Raw genomic sequence first — 25,853 nt, 5'->3', positions numbered from 1 at the left:
CGCTGTCATCGTGCCGCCAGCAGCTGAAGAACGAGATAGGTGGCGACCAGGAGCCCGCAGACGACGGCCGGGGCGTACTTCCGCGGGCCGTCTCCCTTACGCAGGTGTACGACGACGGCTCCGCCGAGCAGGAGGAGCAGCCCGGCCCCGGCGAGGACGCCGATCAACGGCTTGAACAGGCTGATGAGCAGTCCGATCACTGCGGCGACCTCGAGCAGGCCGATGCGGCGGTAGGCCGGGACGGAGAAGCCGGCCTCCGCGGCCAGCGCACGCATGGGCTGGACGGCCAGGATCTTGGCCGTGCCCAGGGCGGAGAAGATCAGCGCGAGCAGCACCGCGAGGATGGCCGAAGCGAGCGTCATGACACAACCACCAATCGCCATTCGATGGCATACCGGCCCAGGATCGCCTTGACGGCCTCCTGCTGGGCAGAGGGATGAACTTTCACAGTGGCCACGATGGAGCTGCCCTCGATCGCGGCCTCGATGTCCTGTACTCCGGCGATCTGGTCGAGCGCGGCACGGAGTTCCGCGCGGGCGGCGTCCTTCCGCAGGGCGAGCTTGTACAGCTTGCCCACGGCGGTGACGGGCAGTTCGTCGAGGATCGTCACGGTCTTGGGCGCGGCGGTGCGGTCGGGCACCCGGTCGCTTGTCCAGTCGCGCAGGTCGTCTTCCGTCACGGTGGCGCCGGGCGTGAGGGTGACGTAGGCGACGGGCACCTCGCCGGCGTGGACGTCGGGGCGCCCGACCGCGCTGGCCGCGGTGACCTGCGGGTGGGCCAGCAGCGTGTCTTCGATGATCGCGGGGTCGATGTTGTGTCCGCCGCGGATGATGAGGTCCTTGGCCCGACCGGCGAGGTAGACGAAGCCGTCCTCGTCAGCGCGCGCGAGGTCCCCGGTGTCCAGCCAGCCGTCGACGAGCTTGCCGAGTCCGTCGAGGACGGGGCCGTTCTGGTCACGGTCGGTGACGTAGCCGGGGAAGACTGTCGGGCCGCTGATCGCCAGCACGCCGGTCGCGCCGACGGATCGCTCTTCCCACGTGCCGTCCGCGGCGACCACCCGCACCCGCTGGTAGGGCAGGCGCTGCCCGACCGAGCCCGGCCGCGACGCGTCGGGGAAGGTACGTGCGCTCGCGCACGTCGCCTCGGTAAGCCCGTAGCCCTCGACCAGAGTTATCCCGGTGTGGGCCTGAAAGTTGTCCCGGACAGCGGTGGGCAGCGGTGAGGCCCCCACCATCGGAAATCGCAGGCTGCTGATGTCGGCGTCGATCGGGACCTGCGCCAGTACGGCGTACACGGTGGGCACTGCGCTCATGGCGGCGATCCGGTGGTGCTCGACGATCTTCCAGAACGCGCCGAACAGTGCGGGGTCGCGGTAGCCCGATGGACCGGCCCACACCACGGTCTGTCCCTTGAACAGGGGCGCCAGCAGGGTGACGACGAGCGCGTTCACGTGGAACAGCGGGAGGGCCGCGAAGACCACGGTCTGCTCGTCGAACAGGGAGCTGGCGGCCAGCATCCACGCGTCGGCGACTTCGTTGGCGTGCGTGTGCGCGGCCAGCTTCGGCGCGCCGGTCGTGCCGCCGGTGTGGAACATCGCGGCCAGGTCGGCGGATCGGGGCAGATCACCGGTGAAGGCGGACGGATCCTCGGCCGCGGCAAGCTCGCCGAGGTAGCCGATGCGCACCCCGTCGATGGCGGGAAGCGGCTCGGGCGCGCCGGCGGCGCCGGTGGGCCGCAGCACGAGGATCGCGTCGAGCAGGCCGTCGCGGGCGAGAGCCTGCGCGGTGTCCCAGGTGGCGGGCGCGAGCTCGGGCCCGGCCGTGACCAGGACGCGGGCACCGGAGCGCCGGAGGAGTTCGGCGAGGTGCCGCCGCGACAGGCCGCCGCCCAGGGGTGCCGCAATCCCGGCGAGCTGTGCGGCCAGCGTCGTGGTGATCAGCTCGGCGCAGTTGGGCGACATTAGGGCGACCGCGTCATTTCGCCGCACCCCGAGGTCGTGGAACAGGTTCGCAACCCGGTGGACGTCGGCCAGGAGTTCGATGAAGGTACGGCGCAGCGGCTCACGCCAACGGGCGGCGTCCGGCAGGACGTTGAGCGCCGTACGGTCCGGCCAGCGCGTGGCCGCTCGCGCGAGCAACGCGTACGTCGATTCCGGCAGGCGCCGCGCCTCGAGCGGAACGGCCTCGATCGCGGCGAGGTCCGCGGGCGTGGCGTAGTCCGGCCACAGCAGGGGCTCTGTCATTGGGCGTACCGCACGACCGTGCGCTGGCGACCCAGATCGATCGCGCCGTCGTCGGTGGCGATGGTGGCCTCGACGACGTCGCCATCCTTGAGGTACTTGGGGTTGCGAGCCTGGCCCTTGAAGAACATCTTCCATTTCACCGCGGGCGGCAGCAGCGAGGCGACGAACGCGATCGGCTTCGGCGGCGCGCTCAGGGCCGTCCCGACGGGCGTGCCCGTCAGCAGCAGATCGCCGGGGTCGACCCGCTGGAAGCGGGTCAGCGCCTGCAGCGCCTGAGCCGGGCGGTAGATCATGTCGGCGACGGTCATGTCCTGCCGGAGCTCGCCGTTGACCCGCAGCTTCAGCCGGAGGTCGGTGAACCGCTTGAGTTCGTCGGCGTCGAGCAGGACCAGCGCGGGGCCGACCGGGGTGAAGGTCGGGTAGGACTTGCCCTCGTAGAACTGGGTCTTGGGCAGCTGCACGTCGCGTGCCGAGATGTCGTTGGTGACCACCAGGCCCGCGACGTAGTCGGCGAGGTTGTCGTCGGTGACGGTCGTGCCGACCGGCATCTCGCGGCCGAAGACCAGGCCGATCTCCACCTCGTAGTCGAGCAGACGCACGTGGGCGGGGCGGACCACGTCGGCGAACGGCCCACTGATCGAGCCCGAGGTCTTGCGGAAGAAGGTCAAGGGGACGGTTGCGGGATCTCCGCCGCTGTCCTTGACGTGCGAGGCGAAGTTCGTCATCTGGGCGACGACGCGGCAGGGCGCCGTCACCGGGGAGACCAGCTCGAGGTCGTCCACCGGAACCGTGTCGCTGCTCGTCGCGGCGGCGAGGATCGCCGGCCGGTCGGCCAGCAGCTCGCTGGTGGTGGTGGCGCTGGTGTGCACCTTGGCGGCACCGGCGGGGGTGAGCACCCACCAGGCGTCGGCGGTGCGCAGGACAGAGGTGCTCATGAATTAAACGCTTTCATCAGGCCGCGCAGGCGGTGGAGGTCGAATTCGTTGTCCTCGCGCAGCGCGCCGATGACCGCGCGCAGCTCGCGAAGCGATTCCCGGCCGGGTCTCATGCCGAGAAAGTCCTTGGTGGCGGGCGGACCCCACTGGGCGAGCCCGGAGGCGGCCATCGGTGCCCAGCCCGGCTCGAGCGTGCGGTCGAACAGGTCGCCGTCGGTGAAGTGCTCGACCAGGAAGTCGTCCGGGTCGCGCCAGTAGTCGAAGATCTGGCTGCCCTGGATGTGCCGGCCGATCCCCCAGGACCGCTGGTAGCCCCGGTCGAGCAGGTGCTCCCCGCCGGCGGCCAGACAGTCGAGGTCGGGGACCTGGTAGGCGGAGTGCACGTACCGGTTCGCCGGCCCGAGGGTCATCGCGAGCGTGTGGTGGTCGGTGGGTGTGCTGCCGCGGTCGCAGCGGACGAAGCTCATGACCGGGCCCCGCTCGCGCTGTCCCTGGTGGAAAAGGAAATCGCTGACGATCATGCCCAGGTGCTCGAGATACCAGTTGAGCGTCTCGAGGTATCTGGTGGTCTGCAGCACGACGTGACCGAGGCGCTGTACCTTGGCCGGCTCCCGCGACGGCCGCTGGGTGGCGTTCACCCGCACCACGTCGTGCCCGACGTTGAACGTCAAGGGCTGCTGCGTGGGCAGCGCCGGAAGCTCATGCGTGTCCGCGACCACGCGGACCTGCACCCCGCTCGGGTCGACCAGATCCACCGTCACCCCGCCCAGGCTCTCCGGCAGGGAAACCATCGTCCTGGCGGTCGCCTCCGCGAGCCGCAGCACGTCCCTCGGGTCGGCAGCCCGGAAGGCGGGGCCGATGAACCGCGAACGGGGCCCCCGGCGGATGAGCACGCAGGGCGAACCCGGGTCGGTGCCCCGCAGGTGCAGCTCGTCCTGGCGCAGCGACGTCGTGAAGCCGAAGGCCTGAGCGAACAGCTCGGCCCGCTCCAGATCGGGCTTTTGGAACTCCAGCCAGGCCAGGTCGTGCACCTTGACGATCGGGTTGCGGGCCCGCCCCGGGTGCTCGCCGGGCAACGCACCCTGCTCGCTGTGCAGACCCGTGTGCGGGTCGTGCCGCTCGATCATGTCCCGCTCCTTCCAAGGCGCTGACGAAATCGTCACTTACGAGTGTAGCGTCAGTCAAGCACGGATGACGATTCCGTCATAATTGAGGGTCGCCGGGGTTAAGGTAGGCGCAGACCGAACCTGGGAGAGGTGAACAAGTAGGCATGGCGCAACAGACCAGGCATGCCCCCAACCGCCTGGAACGGCGGAAGGCGCACACCCGATCGGCGCTCGTTCGCGCGGCCCAGACCTTCATTGCGGCCGGCAAGCAGAACGCCCCGATCCTCGAGCTCACCCAGGCCGCGGACGTGGGGATGGGGTCGTTCTACAACCACTTCGACAGCAGGGAGCAGCTCTACCAGGCCGCGGTGGAGGACGCCCTCGAGCGCTACGGCGCCCTGCTCGACGAGCTGACCGTGGGCCTGGACGACCCGGCCCATGTCTTCGCGCAGAGCTTCCGGCTGACCGGACGTCTCCACCGCCGGAGTCCGGAGCTGAGCAAGGTGTTGCTCAGCAACGGCCTGGCCCTGGCTGGTTCCGACAAGGGACTCGCGCCGCGAGCCCTGCGCGACATCGAAGACGGCGTCCGTGCCGGGCGGTTCAGCGTACGCGACCCCGAGTTGGCGATGGTGATTGTTGCCGGCGCCGCGCTGGTTCTCGGGCAACTGCTGCACGACCACCCCGAGCGCGACGACGCCGCAGCAACCGACCGGGTCACCGAGGACCTGCTGCGCACGCTCGGTCTACCGCCCGACGATGCGCACGAGATCTGCCTGCGCCCCTTACCCGCGCTCGACGGTGTCCGCCCGTAAGACCGATGCCCATCCGCCCGAGACCGCCGGCCGACCCTAGGCAGTGGCCGCCTCGCGCACCATCCGGTTGGCCGTCTCCGGCTCGTACCCGGTCGCGCGGAGCAGGTCACTCGCCATGGTGCGCAGCTGGATCACGATGGCATCCGAGAAGGGCTTGAGGCCCTTGTGGTACGCCTGGCCGGCCAGGCACGCCCCGTCCAACACCGCGTTGCGGGTCTGGTCGAACGGCCCGCCCGCCCGCCCCTCCCGCTTCAGCAACTGGATTGCCTCGGCGAACCTGTCCACGGCGCCGGGGAGTTCCTCCGGCACCGGCTCGTCGTACTGCAGCGTGGTCGCGGCCCAGCGGGCCAGCGCCCGGCACCCGAGGGTCACCCGATCGATGTGCTGGATGCCACGCCGGTAGTGCTCGACATCGCGCCGGCGTCGCCAACGCGCCGGCGCAATGGTCGTTACCTCCTCGGCGCCATCCAGGGCCTCGTGCATCCGGGCGAGATCGGGTTCCATTACGTTCAGCTGATCCAGCGCCCGTATCGCGCGGTCCGGGTCACGCCGGGCGAGTGCGTGTGCCACCTCTCGAAGCTGCGTGTGGAGGGTCGCGGCGACCGGTGCGGTGGCGCGGTCGAGAATGCGCATCGGGTTGATCGGTAGCAGCAACGCCACCACCGCCAGGCCGATGGCGCCACCCACTGCCGCGTCAATGATCCGCGCCCATTCGAGGCCCTGCTCCACATGGGAGATCGTGGCGATCAGCACAGCGGTACTGCCCGACTGAGCGACCAGCGCACCGCTGCGCCCGGTCATCAACAGGGCGACGGCGATGGCCAGCATCACCACCAGGCCGATCTGCCAGGGCCCGAACCCGAGGTAGCGGATGAGAAGATCACTGACAACCAGGCCCAGCCCCACGCCGAGCATCAGCTCGGCGGTACGTAAGGCGCGCTGCCCGAGGGCGGCGACGATCGTGCCGACGGCCGCGCTGGGCGCGAAGATCGGTGCGGGGCGACCCAGGACGTCGTGCGCCAGCCCCCAGGACAACGTCGCGGCAAGCCCACATTGAGCTGCGACGAACAGGATGATCGTGAACAGCCGCAGCCTGAGCCGGCCTGCCTCACCACCACGACGCCGGGCCTTCGCCGTCACGTCCTTGGCATGCTCGGCAACGGCGCCGGTGCGAGACACGTCTCGCCGGTCACCAGCCATGGCGCGGGTTACCCGATGCGGCCCCCACAAACCTCCGACCCTTCCTGCCGCTGCCCGCCAGCGATCTTCAGCCGGGTGGTGACGGCCGCTCGGATGGGAGTTTTCGAGTGCGGGCCGCGTCGGCTACGGCGACGCCGGCCAGGATGAGTGCGGCGGCGGTGGCTACCGCGAGCGGCGGCGCCGGCGCCATCGCTGGGGTGAGGGCGACGAGGGCGAGTGCGCCGATCACACGGGGGAGAGACACGCGCCCGAACACCCCGTACTCGAAGATGGCCCGTCCGGCGAGGATCAAGGCACGTCCGCCGAGGATGACGGGGATCCAGGCCGGTTCCGGGTGACCGAGCGGGTGCGCCACCAGGGCGGCGGTACTGCGGTCAGCCCCGAACTCGCCGGCACCGAACGTCAGTCAGGTCGCCAGGATCGGCGCGCCGGGCGCGATGATGAAGAACTGCTGGTACCGCTCGGCCACGTGCTCCTCGGCGACCACGATGTCGGCCCGACGACGGGTACCGGCGCGGCCCAGCCCCGGCGTGCGGAAGCCGAGTGCGATCCCCCCGTACTCCACGGCCGCCGCCGTTATTCACAGCGCTCCACGTGCCCCAGCGGGTAGGAACGCACCCGTCATCCATGGCACCGCAGGCACGCCGACCCAGAACAGTAGCCGTACGGCGTTGCGCTGTCCCTCGTGGCCACGCAGCAAAAGCACCCCGACAGCGAGGACACCAACCCGGACGGTGACGTACGCACCTGCGAACACCAGGCCGTTGCGGCCGAAGGCCTCAGGCGCCGCAGCCGCCATCACGAGGGTGCCGAACATCATCGACATGACCAGCAGCTGTATCAGCGGATTCCGCGGGTCGAACAGGTCGGTAAACCTCGCCGTATAGGCCCAGACATGCACCACGGGGAGCAGCAACACCAGTGTCTGGAACGCGCCGGTCTCAGATGCTCCAGCAGCTGCTGCGGGAGGCGGAAGAACGCGAGGACGAACACCCGTCGTCATCGGTCGCCCGTTTCTGCCGTTTCTGCCCAGCGCTTCCACTTGGACCGGGTGCGCCTGAGATGGCGGCACGCCGCCGGTCAGCCCGGTCAGTCGGCGGCCGCTGGCCGGTCCCGGTGACCGGAGTGCCGGCTGCGGGTCGTCCCACCGTCCCTCGGGTGGTCGCCCGCCGGCTGGTCTGGACCGCCGCCCCCCGCGCGGTCCGCGGGGCCGGCCGCTGCCAGCACGGAGCCGGCTCGCCGGTTGGCGGGGACGAACTCACGCAGCAGGATCTGCGCGATGCCGGCGGCCGGGATGGCCAGCAGGGCTCCCAGGAGGCCACCCAGCTCTGCGGCGAGCAGCACGCTGACCAGCACGGTCAGTGGGTTGAGCCGGACCGCTCGGGACATGATGACCGGTTGCAGCAGGTGGTTCTCGACCTGCTGGTAGACCACGAAGAAGACCAGCACGACGACCCCGGCGGTGGGGGAGTGCAGGAAGCCCGCGCCGGCCGCGACGATGGCGCCGAGGGTCGCCCCCACCAGCGGGATCAGGTCCGCGATGGCGACCAACAGCGCGATCACGGCGGCGAACGGCACGCCGGTCAGCGCGAGTACCACGAAGGTCGCCAGGCCGCAGATCAGGCTGATCAGCAGGTTGCCGCTCAGGTAACCGGTGATGGTGCGCGCCGACTCCCGGCCGATGCGGCGTAGCCGCTCCGCTCGGGTGCCACCGGCCAGGGCCAGCGTCCCGGCGGTGATCCGCGGCCCCTGCACCACCATCAGGTAAGCCAGCACCACCACGGTCAACACTCCGGCGACGCCCTGAACCGTCCCACGGACCAGGCCGACCGTCGACCGGCCGAGTTGGCCGCCGAAGCGCTGGATCTGGTCGACATGGGCCTCGGCGTGCCGCCGCAGGTGGAACCGCTCCAGCAGCTCACCGACCGGCCCGCGTCCGGCCCGGGCCTCGCGCAACAGGTCCGGCGCCCGGTCGGCGAACCGGGCCAGTTCGTCCAGCAGGGGCACCACGATCACCAGGCCGAGCGCGGCGAGAGCCACGAAGGCGGCCAGAAACACGACCAGCGTGGCCGCCGCCCGACGCCGGACGATCCGTCGTTGCACCCGGTCCACCAGGGGACTCAGAGCCACCGCGAAGAACGCGGCGACCACCACCCAGATCAAGACCCGCCGGGTCTCCCACACCAGCGCCAGCCCCACCAGGGTGGCGAGGATCAGACCGATGACGATCAGCGCCCGGCGGGCCGTGGACCGATCGTCGGCGTCGCTCATCGGGCGCGGCTACCCTCCCCGGGACAAGCGAAACACGATCGGAGCAGTTTCGATCTCTGGGCGTGCCGTCAGATGAACGGGCTCGACGCGAGGGCGGTGAGCGCTGCTCGCCGGCCGACTTCGATCATCTCGTTCGCTCGGTGGAACTCGTGCGTCCGGGCGGCGTCCGCCGGTACCTCGATCAGGAGGTCCGGCGGGTAGCCGGCCAACTGGTAGCGGATGAGGAGATCCCCGACGGCCTCCAACGACAGGCTCATGACATCACGTGCGCGCAGGTCGGCGGGGAGTTCGCCAAGCATGCCGTCGTCGGTCACCTGACCGGTGGATTCGAAGGCGCGGCTGCCCGGGTGCTCTCCCCACCGTGGGCCCAGGTGCGGATCGGCCGATTCCCGGACAGCCGCCACGGGATGGGAGTTGACGCGCGCACCCTTGAGGGACACGGCGACGACCGCGTCGGCCGGCATGAGATCAGTCTCGAGATGGAGCCGCCTCCGGCAAGGCGTTCTGGCCGGCGAGGATGAGGAGCGCGAGCGGCGAGTGCGGCGGTGTGAGTCAGTGGCGGCTCGTTACCTCCTCTGCGCCGGCCCCGGGCCTCGTGCGGCCCGCGAGAGGTCGGAACACGTCAATAGCGCTCGACCCTGGCGTCGTCGGGAGGACTGCTCGCCGCGACATGCAGCGTGATCCTGGCGCTGGTCCTGACCGATGTGCCGCCGCCGAGCTCCGGCCAGCACCTACGGTGAGAGCAGTTGCAGGAGTCCGGGCAGGAGGCCGGTGCGTGGAGTCGTATCCGTTCGCCGAGTCACATGGCCTGATCGGCGACCTGCAAACAGCGGCGCTGATCGCGGACGACGGCACCCTTGACTGGTTCTGCGCGCCGCGGTTCGACTCGCCCAGCCTGTTCGCCGGACTGCTCGACCGGAAGCGGGGCGGGCATTTCCGTATCGCACCCGATGGCGTACCCGGCGAAATCGACCGCTGGAGCGCCGAGCGCGGCCGGATCTACCACCAGATCATGAACCGGGGTTACCACCCCGCACGCCGGGCGTTCGTGCAGCACCACGACAGCGACGTCCTGGACGCGGCGTTGCTCATCATGCCGGCCGTGGGGTTCATCGCGCCCGACGATCCGATGTGGCAGTCCACACTGCGGGCCATGGACGACGAACTCGTTTCGGACAGCCTCGTCTACCGGTACAACCCCACCGCATCGCCCGATGGCCTGCCCGGCAACGAAGGCACCTTCAGCATGTGCACCTTCTGGTACGTCGAAGCCCTGGCCCGCTCAGGACGTTTGAACGACGCGCTGATCAACTTCGAGAAAATGCTCACCTACAGCACTCACCTCGGTCTTTTCGCAGAGGAGATCGGCCCGACCGGCGAGCAAGTCGGCAACTTTCCCCAAGCCTTCAGTCACCTCGCACTGATCAGGGCCGCGATGGCCCTCGATTACCTCATGGACGGCGCACCGGCACCGTGTCGCGCTCCGCTCGAAACCTTGGTCGAGCAAGATTCACCGCGTCCGTGAAAACTCGTCCGAGGTACCTGGTGCGGTGTCCACTGACGTTCACCGGGTTTGCGGTGGGTGTTGTGGATCCTCGCCTGTTGGGCGAGCGACTCCCACCGGGTGGTGGGGCGGGCCTCCGCGGGCCAACTGATCCTCGCGCCGACCGGGGTGGGCGGCGGGGGTCAGTGGTGCTGGCCGCATACACCGCAGTGCAGGCCGCGACCGTCGAACACGGCACCTTCGATGCGCGCGCCCGCAAGGCCATCGCCCTTGCCGTGAGCCGCCGACCGCTGCGACTCCTGCCAGGCCGCGCACACGTCGGCCGCCAGGCGCGCCGGGCTCAGCCTCGACCAGACCATCGCTGCGTGTGTCGGCGATCCGGTGGAACCCAAGCTCGACGCGCTGCTGGCCGTCGCCCGCCAAGCGGTGACCGGCATCGACAGCACCGGCAGCGGGTCTGCAGCAAGCATGCTGATGTACGTGGTGACCGATGCCGTCACCGATCCGGAACGGAACCGGCGGGGTATCGCTAAAGTCGACATGTCCGCAGGACATTCAGGCGGCGGTCAATCGCGCGACGGGGCCCAGTGCGAAATGACCTGACGCAGGTGCGGGCGCCACTGCTGCCGGTTCCAACCCGCACACCGAGTTGCTGCCCTTCGGTCTGCGGAGGGGGAAGGACGGATGAGGGTGATCGAGGTGTTGCACTTCGACGGCTGCCCGAACCACGAGGGTTTCATTCCGCATCTGCGGGCGCTGCTCGACCGCGCCGGGGTGGACGATCCGATCCACGAGCGCGCGGTGGAGACTGGCGCCGACGCCCAGACGCTGGCGTTCCTCGGCTCGCCGACGCTGCGGATCGACGGCGTCGATGTCGACCCGACCGCCGCGCAGCGCACGGATTACGGCCTGCAGTGCCGGCTCTACCCGACCGAGGACGGCCTTCGCGGCACCCCGCCCGACAAGTGGATTTTGGCCGCCTTGCAGCGCCGGGCATCTGGCTTGGCGGCCGGCTGATGGTCGCCCAGATCGATCTACGGCGGCTGCATGCACTGCTCGACGTGGGCGCTCAGCTCGTGGAGGTGTTGCCCGCCGCCGAGTACGCCGACCAGCATCTGCCCGGCGCGATCAATATCCCCCTCAAGACCGTCAGCCCCGGCACGACCGCGTCCCTCAACCGCACCCGCCCGGTGGTCGTCTACTGCTGGGACGGCCTTTGAGACATGAGCCCGCGAGCCGCGTGTCGGCTCGAAGCCCTCGGGTTCACCGACGTCTACGACTATGCCGCCGGCAAGGAGGACTGGCTCGCGCACAACCTGCCCAGCGAGGGTGCCGCGGCCAACGCACCAACCGCCGGTAGCCGCCTGCGCCACGACGTGCCCACCGCCCGCCCTGACGAGACGCTCGCCGCCGTCCGGGCCCGCGTCGACGCCTCCCCGTACCGGTTCGCCCTCGTTGTCGCCGACGATCGCACTCTGCTCGGCCGACTCCGGCACGCCGCCCTTGATGCCGCCCCCGGCACTGCGGTCCACGAAGTGATGGAGTCCGGTCCCTTGACACTGCGCCCCCACTTGGCCCTGGCCGACGTCGAGTCCCACCTGCGCGTCCACCAGCTGGCCTATGTGATCGTCACGGACCCGGAGGGCCATTTGCTGGGAACGGTTCACCGCTAGGAATTGAGGGGCACGACCGGGGACGACCATCAGTTGCGCCGCCCCGAGGTCAGTCGTTAAGCGTCGTATCGATCGCGTCGATCAGCACGACGGAGCGATGTCAGCGCTAGAAACCCGGCGTAATCCGAGGATCCGCGCATAACGGGCATGACCAGGAGGCCCCGTACCTCACGCGACGAGGAGCAGTGCAATCCGGCCGCCCGGGCCTGCCCGACGACTGGGCGACCGGGTCTGCGTGGAAGGGGTGCGGGTTGAGGTCGAGCAAAACTTGATCCATTCCAAAAGACTGGACTATGTTCATCACATGACGTCCGACTTCGAGACTCAGCTGCGGGCGGTCTCGTTGCGCGTGACCAGGCCCCGGTTGGCGGTGCTCGCAGCGCTGCGCGACCACCCGCACGTCGACACCGACACGGTGATCGCCCTGGTACGGGCGGATCAGCCCACGGTCTCCCACCAGGCGGTGTACGACGTGCTGCGTGCGCTCACCGACGCCGGTCTGGTGCGGCGCATCCAGCCTGCCGGTGCGACCGCCCGGTACGAGTCCCGCGTGGGGGACAACCACCACCATGTCGTGTGCCGCTCCTGCGGCGCGATCGCCGACGTCGACTGCGCCGTCGGCCATGCTCCCTGTCTCACCGCCTCCGACGACCACGGCTTCGAGGTCGACGAGGCGGAGGTCGTCTACTGGGGCACCTGCCCCGACTGTGCGACCGAACGCACGTCCCCACTGATCCGCCAGTTCGGAAGGAAGTAGATGAGCGACATTCAGGACAACGGCCCCTCCAGCGCGCAGGGCGTGGACAAGAAGGCGGCGGCCGGCTGCCCGATCGCGCACGACTCCGTGACCGCGCACGGCAGCGAGAGCGAGAACCCGGCGATCGACTCGCCGACCCCGAAGACCGGAGGTCGTCCGCGCACCAACCGGGACTGGTGGCCCAACCAGCTCGACCTCTCGGTGCTGCATGCCCATTCGCCCAAGGGCAACCCGCTGGGGGAGAGCTTCAGCTACGCCAAGGAGTTCGCCAAACTCGACGTCGAGGCCCTCAAGCAGGACATCATCAAGGTCCTCACCACATCGCAGGACTGGTGGCCGGCCGACTTCGGCCACTACGGCGGCCTGATGATCCGGATGAGCTGGCACGCCGCGGGCACCTACCGCATCGACGACGGTCGCGGCGGCGCCGGCGACGGTGGTCAGCGGTTCGCCCCGCTCAACAGCTGGCCGGACAACGCCAACCTCGACAAGGCCCGCCGGCTGCTGTGGCCGGTCAAGCAGAAGTACGGCCAGAAGGTCTCCTGGGCCGACCTGCTCGTGCTCGCCGGCAACGTGGCCCTGGAGTCGATGGGCTTCAAGACCTTCGGCTTCGGCTTCGGCCGGGAGGACGTCTGGGAGCCCGAGGAGATCTTCTGGGGTCCGGAGGACACCTGGCTCGGCGACGAGCGCTACGCCTCCGAGAAGGAGATGGTGGCCGGCGTCGGGGCGACCGAGATGGGTCTCATCTACGTCAACCCGGAGGGCCCCCGCGGCAACGCGGACCCGGCCGCGGCGGCGCACTTCATCCGCGAGACCTTCGCCCGGATGGCGATGAACGACGAGGAGACCGTCGCCCTCATCGCCGGTGGCCACACCTTCGGCAAGACCCACGGCGCCGGCGTCGCGGATGACCACGTGGGCCCCGAGCCTGAGGCCGCCCCGCTGGAGGCGCAGGGCCTGGGCTGGCTGAGCACCTACGGCAGCGGCAAGGGCGGGGACACGATCACCAGCGGACTCGAGGTGACGTGGACCGACCGGCCGACGCAGTGGAGCAACCGTTTCTTCGAGATCCTCTTCGGCTACGAGTGGGAACTCTCCACGAGCCCTGGCGGCGCGAAGCAGTGGGTCGCCAAGGATGCCGAGGCGATCATCCCGGACGCCCACGACCCGCACAAGAAGCACAAGCCGACGATGCTCACGACCGACCTGGCGCTGCGCGTCGACCCGACGTACGAGAAGATCTCGCGCCGCTTCCTGGAGAACCCCGACGAGTTCGCGCTGGCGTTCGCCAAGGCCTGGTACAAGCTGCTGCACCGCGACATGGGTCCGGTCGACCGCTTCCTCGGGCCGTGGGTCCCGCAGCCCCAGCTGTGGCAGGATCCGGTGCCGGCCGTCGACCACGAGCTCGTCGGTGACGCCGACGTCGCCGCCCTCAAGGCGAAGGTCCTGGATTCCGGCCTCACGACCGCCCAGCTGGTCTCCACCGCCTGGGCCTCCGCCGCGAGCTTCCGGTCCACCGACAAGCGCGGCGGTGCCAACGGCGCGCGGATCCGTCTCGAGCCGCAGCGTAGCTGGGAGGTCAACCAGCCCGAGCAGCTCGCGACGGTCCTGGAGACCCTCGAGGGCATCCAGCGGGAGTTCAACTCCGCCGGCGGCGCGAAGGTCTCGCTCGCGGACCTGATCGTGCTGGCCGGCTCGGCCGCCGTCGAGAAGGCGGCGCGCGATGCCGGCGTCGAGGTGACCGTGCCGTTCCGCCCGGGCCGCACCGACGCCACTCAGGAGCAGACCGACGTCGAGTCCTTCCGGGTCCTGGAGCCGCGCGCCGACGGGTTCCGCAACTACCTGCGTCCCGGCGAGAAGACCCAGCCGGAGGTGCTGCTCGTCGACCGTGCCTACATGCTCAACCTGACCGCGCCCGAGATGACCGTCCTCATCGGCGGCCTGCGCTCGCTCGAGGCAAACGTCGGCGGCACGCAGCACGGCGTCCTCACCGACCGGCCCGGCGTGCTCACCAACGACTTCTTCACCAATCTGCTCTCCCCGGGTACCCGGTGGAAGGCGTCGGAGTCCGACGAGCACGTATACGAGATCCGGGACCTGGCCACCGATGAGGTGAAATGGACCGCCACCGCGGTCGACCTCATCTTCGGCTCCAACTCCCAGCTACGGGCCCTCGCGGAGGTCTACGCCAGCCAGGATGCCCGCGACAAGTTCGTGGCCGACTTCGTCGCAGCCTGGACCAAGGTCATGGAACTCGACCGGTTCGACCTCGCCTGACCCGGCTTCAAACGACGAGCCCCGGTCGATCCACCAGCGATCGACCGGGGCTCGCCCGGCATTGGTTTCGGGCGAGGGTCAGGCGCTGCGGAAGGTGCGACGGTAGGCGTCCGGAGGTACACCGACGGTGCGGTTGAAGTGTCGGCGCAGCGTCGTGGCGGTTCCCATCCCAGCCGCCTGGGCGATGGCGTCGATGCTGTTGTCGGTGTTCTCCAGCAGCTCCTGGGCCCGGCGGATCCGCTGCGTTGACAGCCACTGCAGCGGCGTGGTGCCTGTTACCGACTTGAAGTGGCGGGCCAGGTTGCGCGAGCTCATGTTCGCCTGGCGAGCCAGGTCCTCCACGGTCAGCGGACGGTTCAGCCGTTCCATCGCCCAGGGAAACAGGTGGGCAAGGGGATGGTCGTCGCGGGCGGGCACCGGCGTGGCGACGAACTGGGCCTGGCCGCCGGCGCGATGCGGCGGTACGACCAGGCGGCGGGCGACGGCGTTAGCGACCGTCGAGCCGTGGTCGCGGCGGATCAGGTGCAGGCACAGGTCGATTGCGGCGGCTTTGCCGGCAGAGGCGAGCACGCTGCCGTTGTCGACGTAGAGCACGTCCGGGTCGACCTTCACCCGGGGATAGCGGGCAGCCAGCGCCTCGGTGTGGGCCCAGTGCGTGGTCGCGCGCAGCCCGTCCAGCACCCCGGCCGCGGCCAGCACAAACGCACCGGTGCACAACGAGACCATCCGGGCGCCCGCCTCGTGGGCCGCGCGGACGGCGTCAAGCAGGTCGGGTGGCACGTCCGCGTCGATGTCTTCCACGGCCGGGATGATCACGGTGTCGGCGCGGGCGAGTCGGTCCAACCCGTCGTCAGGTTCCATCCGGAATCTGCCGATCCGGACCGGGCCCGGGCCGCAGACCACGAGGTCGTACCACGGGTCTGCCAGACCGGAGGGGTCGCGGACGAATACCTCGCAGGCCATGGCGAGCTCGAAGTGCAGCATCGCGTCGGTGGCGGCGAGCGCGATAGTGGCCATGTCCGAAATTGTATGGGGCACGGCGTTCCAGACACTAGTCCCTGGTCGGCGCTGCTGGGAGGCTCTCCTTAGTCGATCTTCGAGAAGCAGGGGGAACTGCAGATGGGTACGGGTCAGAGCGTGGCGGTCTTCGGTGCGTACGGACACACCGGGCGGTTCGTGGTGACGGAGTTGCGCGATCGCGGGTTCGTCCCGCTTCTCCTCGGTCGCGACGCGGGCAAGCTGCAGGCGCTCGCGGCGTCGCATCCGCGGCTCGAATACCGGGTGGCGTCGGTCGACGATCCGACCTCGCTCGACCAGGCATTGAAGGGTGCGGCCGCGGTCATCAACTGCGCCGGCCCGTTCGCCTTGACCGCGGCCCCCGTGATCGAGGCCGCCCTGCGCACCGGGATTCCGTACGTCGATGTGGCGGCCGAGATCGAGGCCAACCTCGACACGTTCACGCACTTCACCGACCGGGCCCGGACCGCGGGCGTCGCGGTGGTCCCGGCAATGGCCTTCTTCGGCGGACTCGGCGATCTGCTGGTCACGACGGCGATGGGCGATTGGACAGCGGCCGACGAGGCGCACGTCGCGTACGGACTGAGCAGTTGGCACCCCACGGCCGGGACCCTCGCCGCCGGCGCCGTCTCCCGGGAACGGCGCGATGGCCAACGTGTCCGCTTCACCGGAGGCCGGCTGGAGTATTACCTCGACGAGTGCGACCTGCCGACCCTGGAATGGGACTTTCCCGCTCCGATGGGCCGCCGGACCGTCCTCGGCGACTTCACGATGGCCGACGTCGTCACCGTCCCCAGCCACCTGCCCATCCCCGAGGTGCGCACGTACATGACCACCGACGCGGCCAAGGACCTGGCCGCTCCAGAAACACCCGCACCGACCGCGGTCGACGAACTCGGCCGGTCCGCGCAGACGTTCACCGTCGATGTCATCGTGCGCTCCGGCGACACGCAAAGACGCGTCGTCGCCAGCGGCCAGGACATCTACGCCATCAGCGCACCGCTGGCGGTCGAAGCGGTCCGTCGCATTCTCGGCAGTCAGACGAGGACGAGCGGCGTCGCCTCCGCCGGCGAGATCTTCGACGCGCCCGACTTCCTCCGCGCGCTGTCCGCGCACATCCCGCTCGAACCGCGCCATGAGTCTCGCGGGATGGCGGTCGGAGCGTAAGACTCCTGCTGGCCGGGCGGTGGAGTGGGGGGTGCGCCGCGCCCTCACCGACCGTTGACCCGGGCGCCGGCGGTCGCGGCGGACCCGGTCGCACGCCGCCGTGGGTCAGGCGGGACCTATTTGACCTTGCGAGTCGATCGGGCCACGATGCCCTCGTATTCCGGGTGCTTGACCAGCCACTCGCCGAGGAACGGGCAGATTGGCACCACGGTCCGGCCCTTGGCCCGCGCGTCGTCCATCACCGCGCGAGCCAGGGCCGACCCGACGCCCTTGCCCTCGAACTCCGGATCGACCTCGGTGTGGGTGTAGACGATGATGGTGCCGGTCAGCTGGTAGGTGACCACCCCGGCAACCACGCCCGCCTCGTCGCGCGCCTCGAATCGCTCCCGCGTCGGCGCGTCTGTCACGGTGAACTGCACCAGGTCATCCAACCAGACTCAACAGCCGACCGACCGGTGAGCGCGGTCACGGTACTGGCGGCTGATCCGGATCACGGCGTTCAACCCCGCGGCCCTGCCCTCCGCCCCTGACCGACCTGTGCTTCGCCTACGAGACGTCCCTTGGGGAGCAGGTCGGGAACACAAGGCCGCACCAAGGGCACGGGCGCGGGTGCGGCCGAGGCGCGCACCGCGAGCTCAGGAGATGGTTGACGTCCTCCCGAGTGAAGTGGTCTTGCTTGTCCGGGTACCAGCCTGGGCGACAACGTCCCGCTACGCAGCCGTACACCCTTACTCGGACTGGCCTGGTTTCGGTGCTGCGCGGACGTGCACGCGTTCGCCTTGTTTGCCGATGAGGCTGAGGTACTCGACAGGACCGGAGCTGGTAGCCCCGAACCAGTGCGGGGTGCGGGTGTCGAACTCCGCGGCTTCGCCGGGTTTGAGGATGAGATTGTGCTCGCCGAGGACCAGGCGCAGCGTGCCGTTGAGGACGTAGACCCAGTCGTAGCCCTCGTGGGTGCGCAGGTCGGGTTCGCGGTCGTCGGCCCCGGTCGGAAGGACGAACTTGTAGGCCTGGATGCCTCCGGGCCTGCGGGTCAGGGGCAGGATGATCGATCCGTCGCTGCAGGCGATGGGGCGCAGGTTGATGCGGGGATCGCCGGTTGCTGGCGCGCCGACGAGCTCGTCGAGAGTGACGCCGTAGGCGCGAGCGAGCGGGAGTAGCTGCTCGAGCGTGGGGCGACGCAGGCCCGCTTCAAGCCTGGACAGCGTACTGGCGGAGATGCCGGTTTCCGCCGCGAGGTCGGTGAGCGTGATGCCGCGGCGGAGCCGAAGGTGCTTCAGCCTCGGCCCGACAGCGTCGAGCGTGCGGTCCAGTTCCTCATCCATGCTCGCCATTTTGCCATTTGGCAAGAAGCTTTGCGCATCTGCTTCGTCGGCGCGCACGATCGCTGGTGACAGGCGAAGACGGTGAAGGAGCAGCTTCGAGATGGCCGAGCAGGCAGAGATGCACGCGTTCAACAAGGACTACTGGAAACAACACTGGCAACAGGCGCACCGCAACAGACCTGGAGCCATGGAGGGGAGTGCACCGCACCCGTATCTCGCCCGCGAGACCAGCAGCCTGGTGCCGGGCACGGCCTTGGATGCCGGGTGCGGCGCCGGCGCCGAGGCGATCTGGCTCGCCTCCCACGGCTGGCATGTCACCGCAACCGACATCGCGCCCGAAGCCCTCGCCCGCGCCGCCGAGCGCGCGACGAACAGTGAGGTGTCCGGGCGCGTGCAGTGGGTCGAAGCCGACCTGACCGTCTGGGACCCGGGCATGCGGTTCGATCTGGTCACGACGCACTACGCGCACCCGGCGATGCCGCAGTTGGCCTTCTACGACCGCATTTCCGCATGGGTGGCGCCCGGCGGCACCCTGCTGATCGTCGGGCATCTGCACACCTCGGGAGCCACCGGGCACGGGCACCAACCTCCTGCCGAGGCATCGGTCACCCTTGCGGACATCACCGCCGGCCTGGACAGCACCAGGTGGGAGGTCGTCACCGCCGAGGAGCACCTCCGCACGGTCACCGGCCCCGGGGGCCAGGCGATCCCTCTGCACGACGTCGTCGTGCGCGCCACACGACGCCCCTCCGGACGTTCCCACCGCCGGTAGTCCGCCCGCCGACGCTTCCGTGGCACCGCCGGAACGAGGTTGTTCCGGCGAAGGATCCGATACACCGTCCCCGCCAGGCTGCGGCGATGTTCGAGCCGACCGCGGTGATCGCCGTGCATTCGCGGGTCACGCGAAGTCGGTGGGGGACTGGCGGCGCAGATGGGCTGCCGGTGGGCGGCAGCATTGGCCTCGTCGGGAACCGGCGGCGCGGACTGCCGACTCTCCGCTGAGCAGCGGGATCAGCTCGCTGCTGTCCTGGACACCGGCTGCACCGCGGCCGGCCCGGCGAGCGGGGCAGTTTCAGCGAGGACGATTACATCGAGCCTTTTCCAAGCTGATCTTGCAGCTCAGGATGGGTGCGGCAGGCCCGCTGATCGATGGGTGCGAGGCTCCAGGTAGGACAGCTGTCGACCAAGACTCGAAGCCCCGACCGGGACTCTCGCCATGCTGTCCTACCCCGCCACGATTCCGTTGTCCAGCCGCACCCTGAACCACCTGGCCGAACGCATCCGCGGCCACCGTAAGCAGCGCCGATCGCGGTGGCGGCGCCTCGAACCCGGCCGGCAGGCGCTGCTCGCCCTGGCTCATCTGCGTAACGGCGACACCTACACCCGACTCGCGGCCGGCTTCGAGATCGGCGTCGCCACCGCCTGGCGCTACATCCAGGAAGCGATAGCCCTGCTCGCGACGGCCGCCGATGACCTGGCCACCGCCATGGAACGGATCCGCCGACTGGCGTACGCGATCCTGGACGGCACCCTGATTCCGATCGATCGGGTCGCCGACCAGCGACCTTACTACTCTGGGAAACACAAGCACCACAGCGTGAATGTGCAGGTCATCGCCGATGCCGCTGGCCGGCTCGTCTGGGCTTCACCGGCGCTGCCCGGTTCGGTTCATGACCTGACCGCAGCCAGGGCCCACGGCATCATCGATGCGCTGATCAGGGCGGACGTGATGACCTTCGCCGATAAGGGCTACCAAGGAGCCCGCGGCAGCGTGCGCACCCCGTTCAAGCGACGCCGCTTCCGCCCGAAGCTGTCACGCCGGCAGAAGACCGTGAACCGCGCCCACGCGAAGATCCGCGCCCGCGGAGAACGCGCGATCGCCACCCTCAAGACCTGGAAGATCCTGGCCAAGCTGCGCTGCTGTCCACGGCGAGCGACCGCGATCGTGCAGGCCATCCTCGTTCTGCACCACGTCGAGACCGACCGCTACGCAGCATGAAAAGGCCTCATCGCCTACCTCGACCAGGCCCACCAGCGGTTGCAGGCGCCGATCGTGGTGGTCTGGGACCTCGCCCACTCCGTCAAACAGCGGCTACGTGCCGGCCAGCAGCAGACCGACCTCATCGCCGGCTTCCTCGCCAAACCGGCATGACCCTCGAACCCGAACTGCCATAACGACGCGGACCTCGGCCTTCAATCTCTTGTACCGTGCACCAACTCGTTAATGCCTTGTTGCCTTGCCGGGGCGGTATCTACTGTCTGGTGATGCATTCGCGACTGCTGGCAGTGACCTTCGAGGCGCACGACCCGGCTCGTGCGGCGCAGTTCTGGGCCGCTCTGCTCGGCCGGGAGGTCATTGAGGATGCCGCCGGTGCGCTTTTGCCGGGCGAGGACGCACAGCTCGGTCTTCGGTTCGTTCCGGGCCGCACGGGCCAACTCGGAGCGAACCGCATGCACCTGCACCTGACCAGCGCCGATCTCAACGATCAGCAGCACACGGTGGCGATGGCGCTGAAGCTTGGTGGCCGCCACCTCAACGTTGGGCAGCGACCCGAGGACGAGCACGTCGTCCTGGCTGACCCCGCAGGCTACGAGTTCTGCGTGATCGAGCCCGGCAACGCCTACCTCGCCGGGTGCGGCTTCCTCGGTGAGCTCACCTGTGACGGCACCCGGGAAGTCGGCCTGTTCTGGAGCAAGGCGCTGGGCTGGCCGCTGGTGTGGGACCAGGACGAGGAGACCGCGATCCAGTCGCCGCGCGGCGGCACCAAGGTCGCATGGGCAGGCCCGTCCGTGGCCCCGAAAATGGAGCCGAACCGGCAACGCTTCGAGCTCAACCCGGCCGCTGGCGACCAGCAAGCGGCGGTCGACTGGCTGATCTCCCTCGGGGCCACTCGGCTCGAGATCGGTCAGGACGGCGCAGTCATGCTGGCAGATCCAGACGGCAACGAGTTCTGCGTCAGGGGAACTGACCACAGCCCTGCCGGATCGCCCATCGTGCCAGGGTGACCCGTGGGGTGACCTGCTGCCGGACCGACCTCGAACAGGTCGGACGACGCCCGCGACCCGCGCACAGGAGGGTGAGCGACCAACTCGCCGGCAATCCATAGCTTCAGGGCGAGCCCCGAGGACCGGGACCAGGTCGAGGAGGCCGTTTCACCGTGAGGGGCGCGGGTAGACGATGGCCTGGTCGGACAGGAGGCTTTGAGATGAATTACGCCGAATTCGTAGAGGTTGTGGCAAGGCGTGCCGGGGTGCCGTCAGAGAAGGCCGAAGCCGTCAGCCGCGCGACGTTGGAAACGTTGACCGACCGGGTCACCGCCGGTCAGGCGAGCAACATCGCTGGGCAGCTTCCGAGAGAGCTACGGCAGCATCTGCACAAGACCACCACCGCTATTGGGTCTCAGAACGCCGAGTCGTTCGCGCTGAACCAGTTCGTCGAGCGGGTGGCGAGACGCGCCGGGGTCGATGTGCCGATGGCCGACGCCGGTATGCGGGCCGTGCTCAGCACCATCGGTGAGGCCGTGAGCAAGGACGAGTTGGAGGATCTGGTTTCGCAGCTCCCGAAGGAGTTCTGGGAGATCATTCAGGCCGGCGCGGGGGCCGAGGTCAGGCCGCGCAGCGCATAGCCGAGGGATTCTGAGGCTAACCCTTTGCTTTGCGGATATCTGCTAGGAATTCGTCGACAGAGAGCGTCGCGTGCGAGATCATCGGAAACCGTAGGATCATTGCGTCGTATGCCGCCCTACCACCTGCAGCGGCGGTGGCGTCAGTGAACGTGGTGACATGGTAACCGCGCTCCATCGCGCTGCGCGCGGTTGACTCGACGCACATCGTCCCGATCATGCCACCGATCGCCAGGTACTCGACATTGTGCTGCCGTAGTTGGACGTCTAGATCGGTGTTGGCCATAACATCGATATTCTTGTGGGGGGAAATGACCATCTCATTCGGGTGGGGTGACAACTCCGGGTGGAATTCGGCACCCCAACTTCCGGCCTCAAACATGCGGTCGTCGTACATCTCCCGGTGGATGCCGGACAGATGTTTCCAGGTGGTATAGTCGCTTTCGGTGTAGGACATGGGAGCAAAAAATACTGGACATCCTTGTTCGCGGACTCCGGCGAGAAGGTGCTTGATGTTGGCGAACGTGCCGATCCGGTCGAACTCGTCTTTGAACTTCGAGTATCCCTTGCCGTCTTCAGAGAAGATCTCGTTGACTGTGTCAATGAGAAGTAGGCCGATGCGCCCGGTCTCGTACGCGGTGGTGGACACGACAACTCCCTCTCGATAGCGCTGGCGGTCGACCTCAACGTAGCCCGCGCCCTGCCGACGGTTGCCGTGTTCTGGCATGTCGGAGCGCGATGGGGGGACACAGGCCTAGGTCACAGGGCCGATCGGTCCTATCCGGCACGATCCATGCCGCGCCGGAGGGGTTCAGGCTTCAAATCTCCTCAGCTCCATCCACGGCAAAGGCCGTCTCCGTGGCGGAGAGACGGCCTTTTCCACCTTGTACAGCAACTGAGCCGCAGATCAACGAACTGCTCGCCGAGGTGTGAGGTTCACCGAAGACCACCGAGCGCGATGCCGCTCTCTCTCAGCCCTGAGGTTCCGAGTCTGGCTTACTCCTTGAGTGATCCCTTCAGGCCGGGTACGGGACCGAGTTGCGTGCCGCAGCCAGAGCGGCGGCCCACCAAGCGAGTTGGTCCAGCAGGGTTTTGGCATATCCGGGCGCCTGGGGGTCCAGCGGCCGACCGTGTTCCCACGCTGTGCGGTAGTTCGGGAACGCCAGACCGTCGCGGATTGTCACGGCGTGCAGTTCGGTGAGCACGTTCTCCAGGTGGAGGACAGCGTGGCGGCCGCCAGCTGCGCCGCCGTAGCTGACGAAAGCGACGGGCTTGGCCGTCCACTGGGTGTAATGCCAGTCGATGGCGGCTTTCAGGGACGCGGGGTAGCTGTGGTTGTACTCCGGCGTGACCATGATGAACGCGTCCGCGTCCTCCAGCTGGGACGTCAAGGACGCCATTCCGTCGGGGCGCGGGTATGAGTCGCCGGCGAACTTCGGTGGTACTGCCGGCAACGACAGCGGGATCTCGGCGTCGGCGAGGTCGACGACGTCGATGTCGAACCCGCCGTGCTCGCGCGCTTGGTCGGCGACCCAGGAGGCGACGACAGGCCCGAACCGGCCCTCTCGAACGCTCCCGACGATGATGACCAACTTGTGCTTCTCACTCATGCACTCCACGGTCCATCGTTCGGACGATGGCAACCAGACCGGGCGTAGGCTGGCCCCCGTGGGGCTACCCTGCGGGAGCGCTGGGAAGATCGCGCTAGGCTCGGAACATGAGCACGCCGCTGGGCGACTTCATCCGTGCCAAGCGCGACAGCATCCAGCCGGAGTCGTTCGGGCTGCCTGATCGTGGCCGCCGCCGGTCCCCTGGACTACGACGCTCAGACCTCGCCACGCGTGCTGGGATCAGCGTCGAATACCTCACCCGCATCGAGCAAGGACGAGATCGCAACCCGTCCCCTGCCGTGGTCGATGCTCTTGCGGACGCCTTGAGCCTCGATGCCGCCGAGCGCAATCACCTGCGCCACCTCGCCAAGATCACCGGCGGAGGGTGCCCAGGGCGCGGGCGGCCAGTGCCACCCAATCGCCATGTCCGGCCCACCGTGTTGGCGACCCTCCAACTTCTTGAGCCCGGCATCGCATTCGTCACCAACCGCCTGGGAGACGTGCTCGCATACACGAGTGAGTTCGAGCTGCTGATGCGTGGGATCGGGCTGCTCGAGGGCGGAACGCCGAACCTGACGCGCTACGTGTTCACCGATCCGCGCGCCCGGGCGTTCTTCCCCGACTGGGAGCAGGTGGCCGACGAACGAGCCTTCGACCTGTGGCTCGGGCCGTCTGCGGAGACCTCCGAATGGTTCAGGGCCGAGCTCGCCCCCCTGGCCGGCAAGGAGTTCACCCGACGACTCAACCGCCACCTGCCCCCACCGCACGTCCCGCTTCGGCTCAACCACCCCATCGCGCACGAGCTTCGGTGGCAGCGAGAGAAGCTCGAGTTGCCGCGAACCGACGCGCAGGAGCTGGTCGTTCTCCTGCCCGCCGACGACGTGACGGCGCGGGCCATGGAGCGGCTGCGCCGCCAACCCGACCGGATCCTCCGCGCGGTCAATTAGGTCGCCGTGCGGCGCGGCTCGACCCGCTCGAACCTGCCCGCGAAACAGGGCGAGTACCTTGTCCGCGGCACTGTGCCATCCGGCAGCATCTACGCTGTTACCGAGAAAGGCGGATCATGATCGTGACATGTTGCCGGGCACTGACTCCTTCCGTGTCCCGGGTCGGCCGATGAGCGCAGTCGCATTCCTCAACATCGCCATGCACGGGCACATCAACCCGACGCTGCCGGTCGTGGCCGAGCTTGTTCGTCGCGGCCACGCCGTCACGTACCACACGACGCCCGCCTACGCGGAGGAGATCGCGGCCACCGGCGCGCGAGTGCTTCCCTACTCCGGGGATGACCAACCGCTCTCCGGCACGCCGGTCACGCTGATGGAGCAGCTTGCGCGCACCGCCGTACGCGTGCTGCCCGCCGTCCTCACCGATCTGCGCGGCGCCCGGCCCGATCTGATCGTGCACGACTCGCTCTGCCCGTGGGGGCCGGTGGCCGCCCGGGAACTCGACGTGCCGGCAGCGTCGTCGTTCACCACGTTCGCGTTCAACCGGCACCTGCCCAGCCCCACCCACGGCTCCCGGGAGCTGCTCGCCGCGGCGGCGGCCCTGCCCCGCCACGCCGGGGGGTACCTGAGGTCGCGTTGGGAGTTGCGCCGCCGGTACGACACGCGTGGGTTGCCCCTGATCGACCTGGCGAACATCCGTCAGCCGCTCAATCTGGTCTACACCTCGCGGGCGTTCCACCCCGTGGCCGACAGTTTCGACCAGTCCTACCGGTTCGTCGGACCGAGCATCGGTGCCCGCCCAGCCGACTCGTCGTTCCCGGTCGATCGGCTGCGGGACCCGGTGCTGTACGCCTCAATGGGCACGCTGTTCGCCGCCGGCCCGCAGCTGCTGCGCAGCTTCGCCGACGCGCTCGCCCCGCTGGGCGGCACCGTGATCGTCTCCACCGGACACACCGATCCCGCCGCGCTCGGTCCGCTGCCGGCCAACGTGATGGCGCTCCGCTCCGTACCGCAGTTAGAGGTGCTGGCCCGCGCAGCGCTGTTCATCACCCACGGCGGGGTGAACAGCGTCAATGAGGCCCTGTACGCCGGCGTCCCGATGCTGGTGGTCCCGCAGGGCGCGGACCAGCCGTTGGTGGCTTCCCGCGTCGTCGAGCTCGATGCCGGCCTCTCGATCCGCACCGAGGACATCAACGTGGAGGTCGTGCGCGCCCTTGCCCAGCGCCTGCTCGACGAGCCCCGATTCCGGGCCGGCGCGAGCACCCTGCAGGTCGCCCAGCGTCAGGCAGGCGGCTATCCGCGCGCCGCCGACGAACTCGAGCGCTATGTGCAGCAGACCGGCCGAGTCACTCAGCCGGGCTCTGCCGAGCTGCCACCGCAGGGCTGA

General features: G+C 69.0%; 30 protein-coding genes. 15 read left to right on the top strand and 15 right to left on the bottom strand.

The features are described 5' to 3' along the window. Positions 1-5: 5 nt before the first annotated feature. From I8N68_RS04515 to I8N68_RS04505, 4 genes are read right to left on the bottom strand one after another with little or no spacing between them, the layout of a single operon-like run. Positions 6-362: a DoxX family protein gene (locus tag I8N68_RS04515; protein WP_200208004.1), complete on the bottom strand. Its 357-nt coding sequence runs from the start codon at positions 360-362 to the stop codon at positions 6-8. Further along, entirely contained in the window at positions 359-2,242 is a 1,884-nt protein-coding gene (locus tag I8N68_RS32700) for an acyl-CoA synthetase (RefSeq protein WP_234038799.1), read from the bottom strand. Before I8N68_RS32700 ends, I8N68_RS04515 begins: the two co-directional genes overlap by 4 nt. Next, a complete protein-coding gene (locus I8N68_RS04510) occupies positions 2,239-3,177 on the bottom strand; it encodes a fumarylacetoacetate hydrolase family protein (protein ID WP_200208002.1) in 939 nt (312 codons plus the stop codon). The genes I8N68_RS32700 and I8N68_RS04510 overlap by 4 nt, the downstream gene beginning before the upstream one ends. Further along, positions 3,174-4,304 (bottom strand): VOC family protein, encoded by a 1,131-nt coding sequence (locus tag I8N68_RS04505; RefSeq protein WP_200208000.1) that lies wholly within the window; start codon positions 4,302-4,304, stop codon positions 3,174-3,176. Before I8N68_RS04505 ends, I8N68_RS04510 begins: the two co-directional genes overlap by 4 nt. A 143-nt stretch (positions 4,305-4,447) precedes the next feature. Here I8N68_RS04505 and I8N68_RS04500 point away from each other — a divergent pair, with 143 nt between their 5' ends. Next, positions 4,448-5,095 carry a TetR/AcrR family transcriptional regulator gene (locus I8N68_RS04500; RefSeq protein WP_200207991.1) on the top strand — a complete coding sequence of 216 codons (648 nt, stop codon included), beginning with the start codon at positions 4,448-4,450 and terminating at the stop codon, positions 5,093-5,095. Between the two features lie 36 nt (positions 5,096-5,131). Here I8N68_RS04500 and I8N68_RS04495 read toward each other — a convergent pair whose 3' ends face one another. The 6 genes from I8N68_RS04495 to I8N68_RS04470 form a co-directional block, all read right to left on the bottom strand. Then, positions 5,132-6,274 carry an FUSC family protein gene (locus tag I8N68_RS04495; RefSeq protein WP_307812581.1) on the bottom strand — a complete coding sequence of 381 codons (1,143 nt, stop codon included), beginning with the start codon at positions 6,272-6,274 and terminating at the stop codon, positions 5,132-5,134. Positions 6,275-6,362: 88 nt separating this feature from the next. Continuing rightward, entirely contained in the window at positions 6,363-6,650 is a 288-nt protein-coding gene (locus I8N68_RS04490; protein ID WP_200207987.1) for a low temperature requirement protein A, read from the bottom strand. Positions 6,651-6,701: 51 nt separating this feature from the next. Continuing rightward, positions 6,702-6,860: a hypothetical protein gene (locus tag I8N68_RS04485; protein ID WP_200207985.1), complete on the bottom strand. Its 159-nt coding sequence runs from the start codon at positions 6,858-6,860 to the stop codon at positions 6,702-6,704. 15 nt (positions 6,861-6,875) lie between these two features. Continuing rightward, positions 6,876-7,298: a low temperature requirement protein A gene (locus I8N68_RS04480; RefSeq protein WP_267909505.1), complete on the bottom strand. Its 423-nt coding sequence runs from the start codon at positions 7,296-7,298 to the stop codon at positions 6,876-6,878. Positions 7,299-7,384: 86 nt separating this feature from the next. Beyond that, positions 7,385-8,566, bottom strand: a complete 1,182-nt coding sequence (locus I8N68_RS04475; RefSeq protein ID WP_200207981.1) for an AI-2E family transporter — start codon at positions 8,564-8,566, stop codon at positions 7,385-7,387. 68 nt (positions 8,567-8,634) lie between these two features. Further along, positions 8,635-9,030 (bottom strand): patatin-like phospholipase domain-containing protein, encoded by a 396-nt coding sequence (locus tag I8N68_RS04470; RefSeq protein ID WP_200207979.1) that lies wholly within the window; start codon positions 9,028-9,030, stop codon positions 8,635-8,637. A 53-nt stretch (positions 9,031-9,083) separates the two neighbouring features. Between I8N68_RS04470 and I8N68_RS04465 the strand changes: the two genes are divergently transcribed. From I8N68_RS04465 to katG, 7 genes are all read left to right on the top strand, one after another. Beyond that, the gene (locus I8N68_RS04465; protein WP_200207977.1) at positions 9,084-10,091 is read left to right on the top strand and encodes a glycoside hydrolase family 15 protein; all 1,008 of its coding nucleotides are present in this window, start codon (positions 9,084-9,086) and stop codon (positions 10,089-10,091) included. 360 nt (positions 10,092-10,451) lie between these two features. After that, positions 10,452-10,673, top strand: a complete 222-nt coding sequence (locus I8N68_RS04460; protein WP_200207975.1) for a hypothetical protein — start codon at positions 10,452-10,454, stop codon at positions 10,671-10,673. A gap of 87 nt (positions 10,674-10,760) precedes the next feature. Next, a complete protein-coding gene (locus tag I8N68_RS04455) occupies positions 10,761-11,087 on the top strand; it encodes a DF family (seleno)protein (protein WP_200207973.1) in 327 nt (108 codons plus the stop codon). Continuing rightward, a complete protein-coding gene (locus tag I8N68_RS04450; protein WP_200207971.1) occupies positions 11,087-11,290 on the top strand; it encodes a rhodanese-like domain-containing protein in 204 nt (67 codons plus the stop codon). The genes I8N68_RS04455 and I8N68_RS04450 overlap by 1 nt, the downstream gene beginning before the upstream one ends. A 3-nt stretch (positions 11,291-11,293) precedes the next feature. Next, complete coding sequence (locus I8N68_RS04445; RefSeq protein ID WP_200207969.1) at positions 11,294-11,743, top strand: CBS domain-containing protein; 450 nt, start codon at positions 11,294-11,296, stop codon at positions 11,741-11,743. A gap of 304 nt (positions 11,744-12,047) precedes the next feature. Beyond that, positions 12,048-12,500, top strand: a complete 453-nt coding sequence (locus I8N68_RS04440) for a Fur family transcriptional regulator (RefSeq protein WP_200207967.1) — start codon at positions 12,048-12,050, stop codon at positions 12,498-12,500. Further along, on the top strand, positions 12,501-14,777 hold the full coding sequence (gene katG, locus I8N68_RS04435) for a catalase/peroxidase HPI (RefSeq protein ID WP_200207966.1): 2,277 nt from the start codon (positions 12,501-12,503) through the stop codon (positions 14,775-14,777). A 78-nt stretch (positions 14,778-14,855) separates the two neighbouring features. Here the strand turns inward: katG and I8N68_RS04430 are convergent, their stop codons facing one another. Further along, positions 14,856-15,794: a helix-turn-helix domain-containing protein gene (locus tag I8N68_RS04430; protein ID WP_200207957.1), complete on the bottom strand. Its 939-nt coding sequence runs from the start codon at positions 15,792-15,794 to the stop codon at positions 14,856-14,858. 102 nt (positions 15,795-15,896) lie between these two features. Here I8N68_RS04430 and I8N68_RS04425 point away from each other — a divergent pair, with 102 nt between their 5' ends. Then, positions 15,897-16,961 (top strand): saccharopine dehydrogenase family protein, encoded by a 1,065-nt coding sequence (locus I8N68_RS04425; RefSeq protein WP_200207955.1) that lies wholly within the window; start codon positions 15,897-15,899, stop codon positions 16,959-16,961. A 116-nt stretch (positions 16,962-17,077) separates the two neighbouring features. On the opposite strand, the gene I8N68_RS04420 is transcribed toward I8N68_RS04425, so the two are convergent. Both I8N68_RS04420 and I8N68_RS04415 read right to left on the bottom strand, forming a co-directional pair. Further along, a complete protein-coding gene (locus I8N68_RS04420) occupies positions 17,078-17,380 on the bottom strand; it encodes a GNAT family N-acetyltransferase (protein ID WP_200207946.1) in 303 nt (100 codons plus the stop codon). Positions 17,381-17,689: 309 nt separating this feature from the next. Further along, positions 17,690-18,286 (bottom strand): helix-turn-helix domain-containing protein, encoded by a 597-nt coding sequence (locus I8N68_RS04415; protein WP_200207944.1) that lies wholly within the window; start codon positions 18,284-18,286, stop codon positions 17,690-17,692. Positions 18,287-18,386: 100 nt separating this feature from the next. Between I8N68_RS04415 and I8N68_RS04410 the strand changes: the two genes are divergently transcribed. The 4 genes from I8N68_RS04410 (at position 18,387) to I8N68_RS04395 (ending at position 21,912) form a co-directional block, all read left to right on the top strand. Beyond that, a complete protein-coding gene (locus I8N68_RS04410; protein WP_234038695.1) occupies positions 18,387-19,058 on the top strand; it encodes a class I SAM-dependent methyltransferase in 672 nt (223 codons plus the stop codon). Positions 19,059-19,502: 444 nt separating this feature from the next. Continuing rightward, positions 19,503-20,285, top strand: coding sequence for a transposase family protein (locus tag I8N68_RS04405; RefSeq protein WP_200207942.1), 783 nt, complete (start codon positions 19,503-19,505; stop codon positions 20,283-20,285). Positions 20,286-20,551: 266 nt separating this feature from the next. Continuing rightward, entirely contained in the window at positions 20,552-21,292 is a 741-nt protein-coding gene (locus I8N68_RS04400) for a VOC family protein (protein WP_200207940.1), read from the top strand. A 200-nt stretch (positions 21,293-21,492) separates the two neighbouring features. Further along, positions 21,493-21,912: a DUF2267 domain-containing protein gene (locus I8N68_RS04395; protein WP_200207938.1), complete on the top strand. Its 420-nt coding sequence runs from the start codon at positions 21,493-21,495 to the stop codon at positions 21,910-21,912. A gap of 16 nt (positions 21,913-21,928) precedes the next feature. Here I8N68_RS04395 and I8N68_RS04390 read toward each other — a convergent pair whose 3' ends face one another. Both I8N68_RS04390 and I8N68_RS04385 read right to left on the bottom strand, forming a co-directional pair. Then, entirely contained in the window at positions 21,929-22,558 is a 630-nt protein-coding gene (locus tag I8N68_RS04390) for a cysteine hydrolase family protein (RefSeq protein WP_200207936.1), read from the bottom strand. A 367-nt stretch (positions 22,559-22,925) separates the two neighbouring features. After that, a complete protein-coding gene (locus tag I8N68_RS04385; protein ID WP_200207934.1) occupies positions 22,926-23,519 on the bottom strand; it encodes an NADPH-dependent FMN reductase in 594 nt (197 codons plus the stop codon). A gap of 107 nt (positions 23,520-23,626) precedes the next feature. On the opposite strand from I8N68_RS04385, the gene I8N68_RS04380 reads away from it, so the two are divergent. Beyond that, positions 23,627-24,466, top strand: a complete 840-nt coding sequence (locus I8N68_RS04380) for a helix-turn-helix domain-containing protein (protein ID WP_200207933.1) — start codon at positions 23,627-23,629, stop codon at positions 24,464-24,466. A 169-nt stretch (positions 24,467-24,635) separates the two neighbouring features. Beyond that, positions 24,636-25,853, top strand: coding sequence for a macrolide family glycosyltransferase (locus I8N68_RS04375; protein WP_200207931.1), 1,218 nt, complete (start codon positions 24,636-24,638; stop codon positions 25,851-25,853).

It is taken from the genome of Micromonospora coerulea (genome assembly GCF_016598485.1).
Lineage (GTDB): Bacteria > Actinomycetota > Actinomycetes > Mycobacteriales > Micromonosporaceae > Micromonospora > Micromonospora coerulea.
The sequence above is the reverse complement of the archived record's forward strand: the minus strand, read 5'-3'. Positions and strand labels throughout refer to the sequence as shown.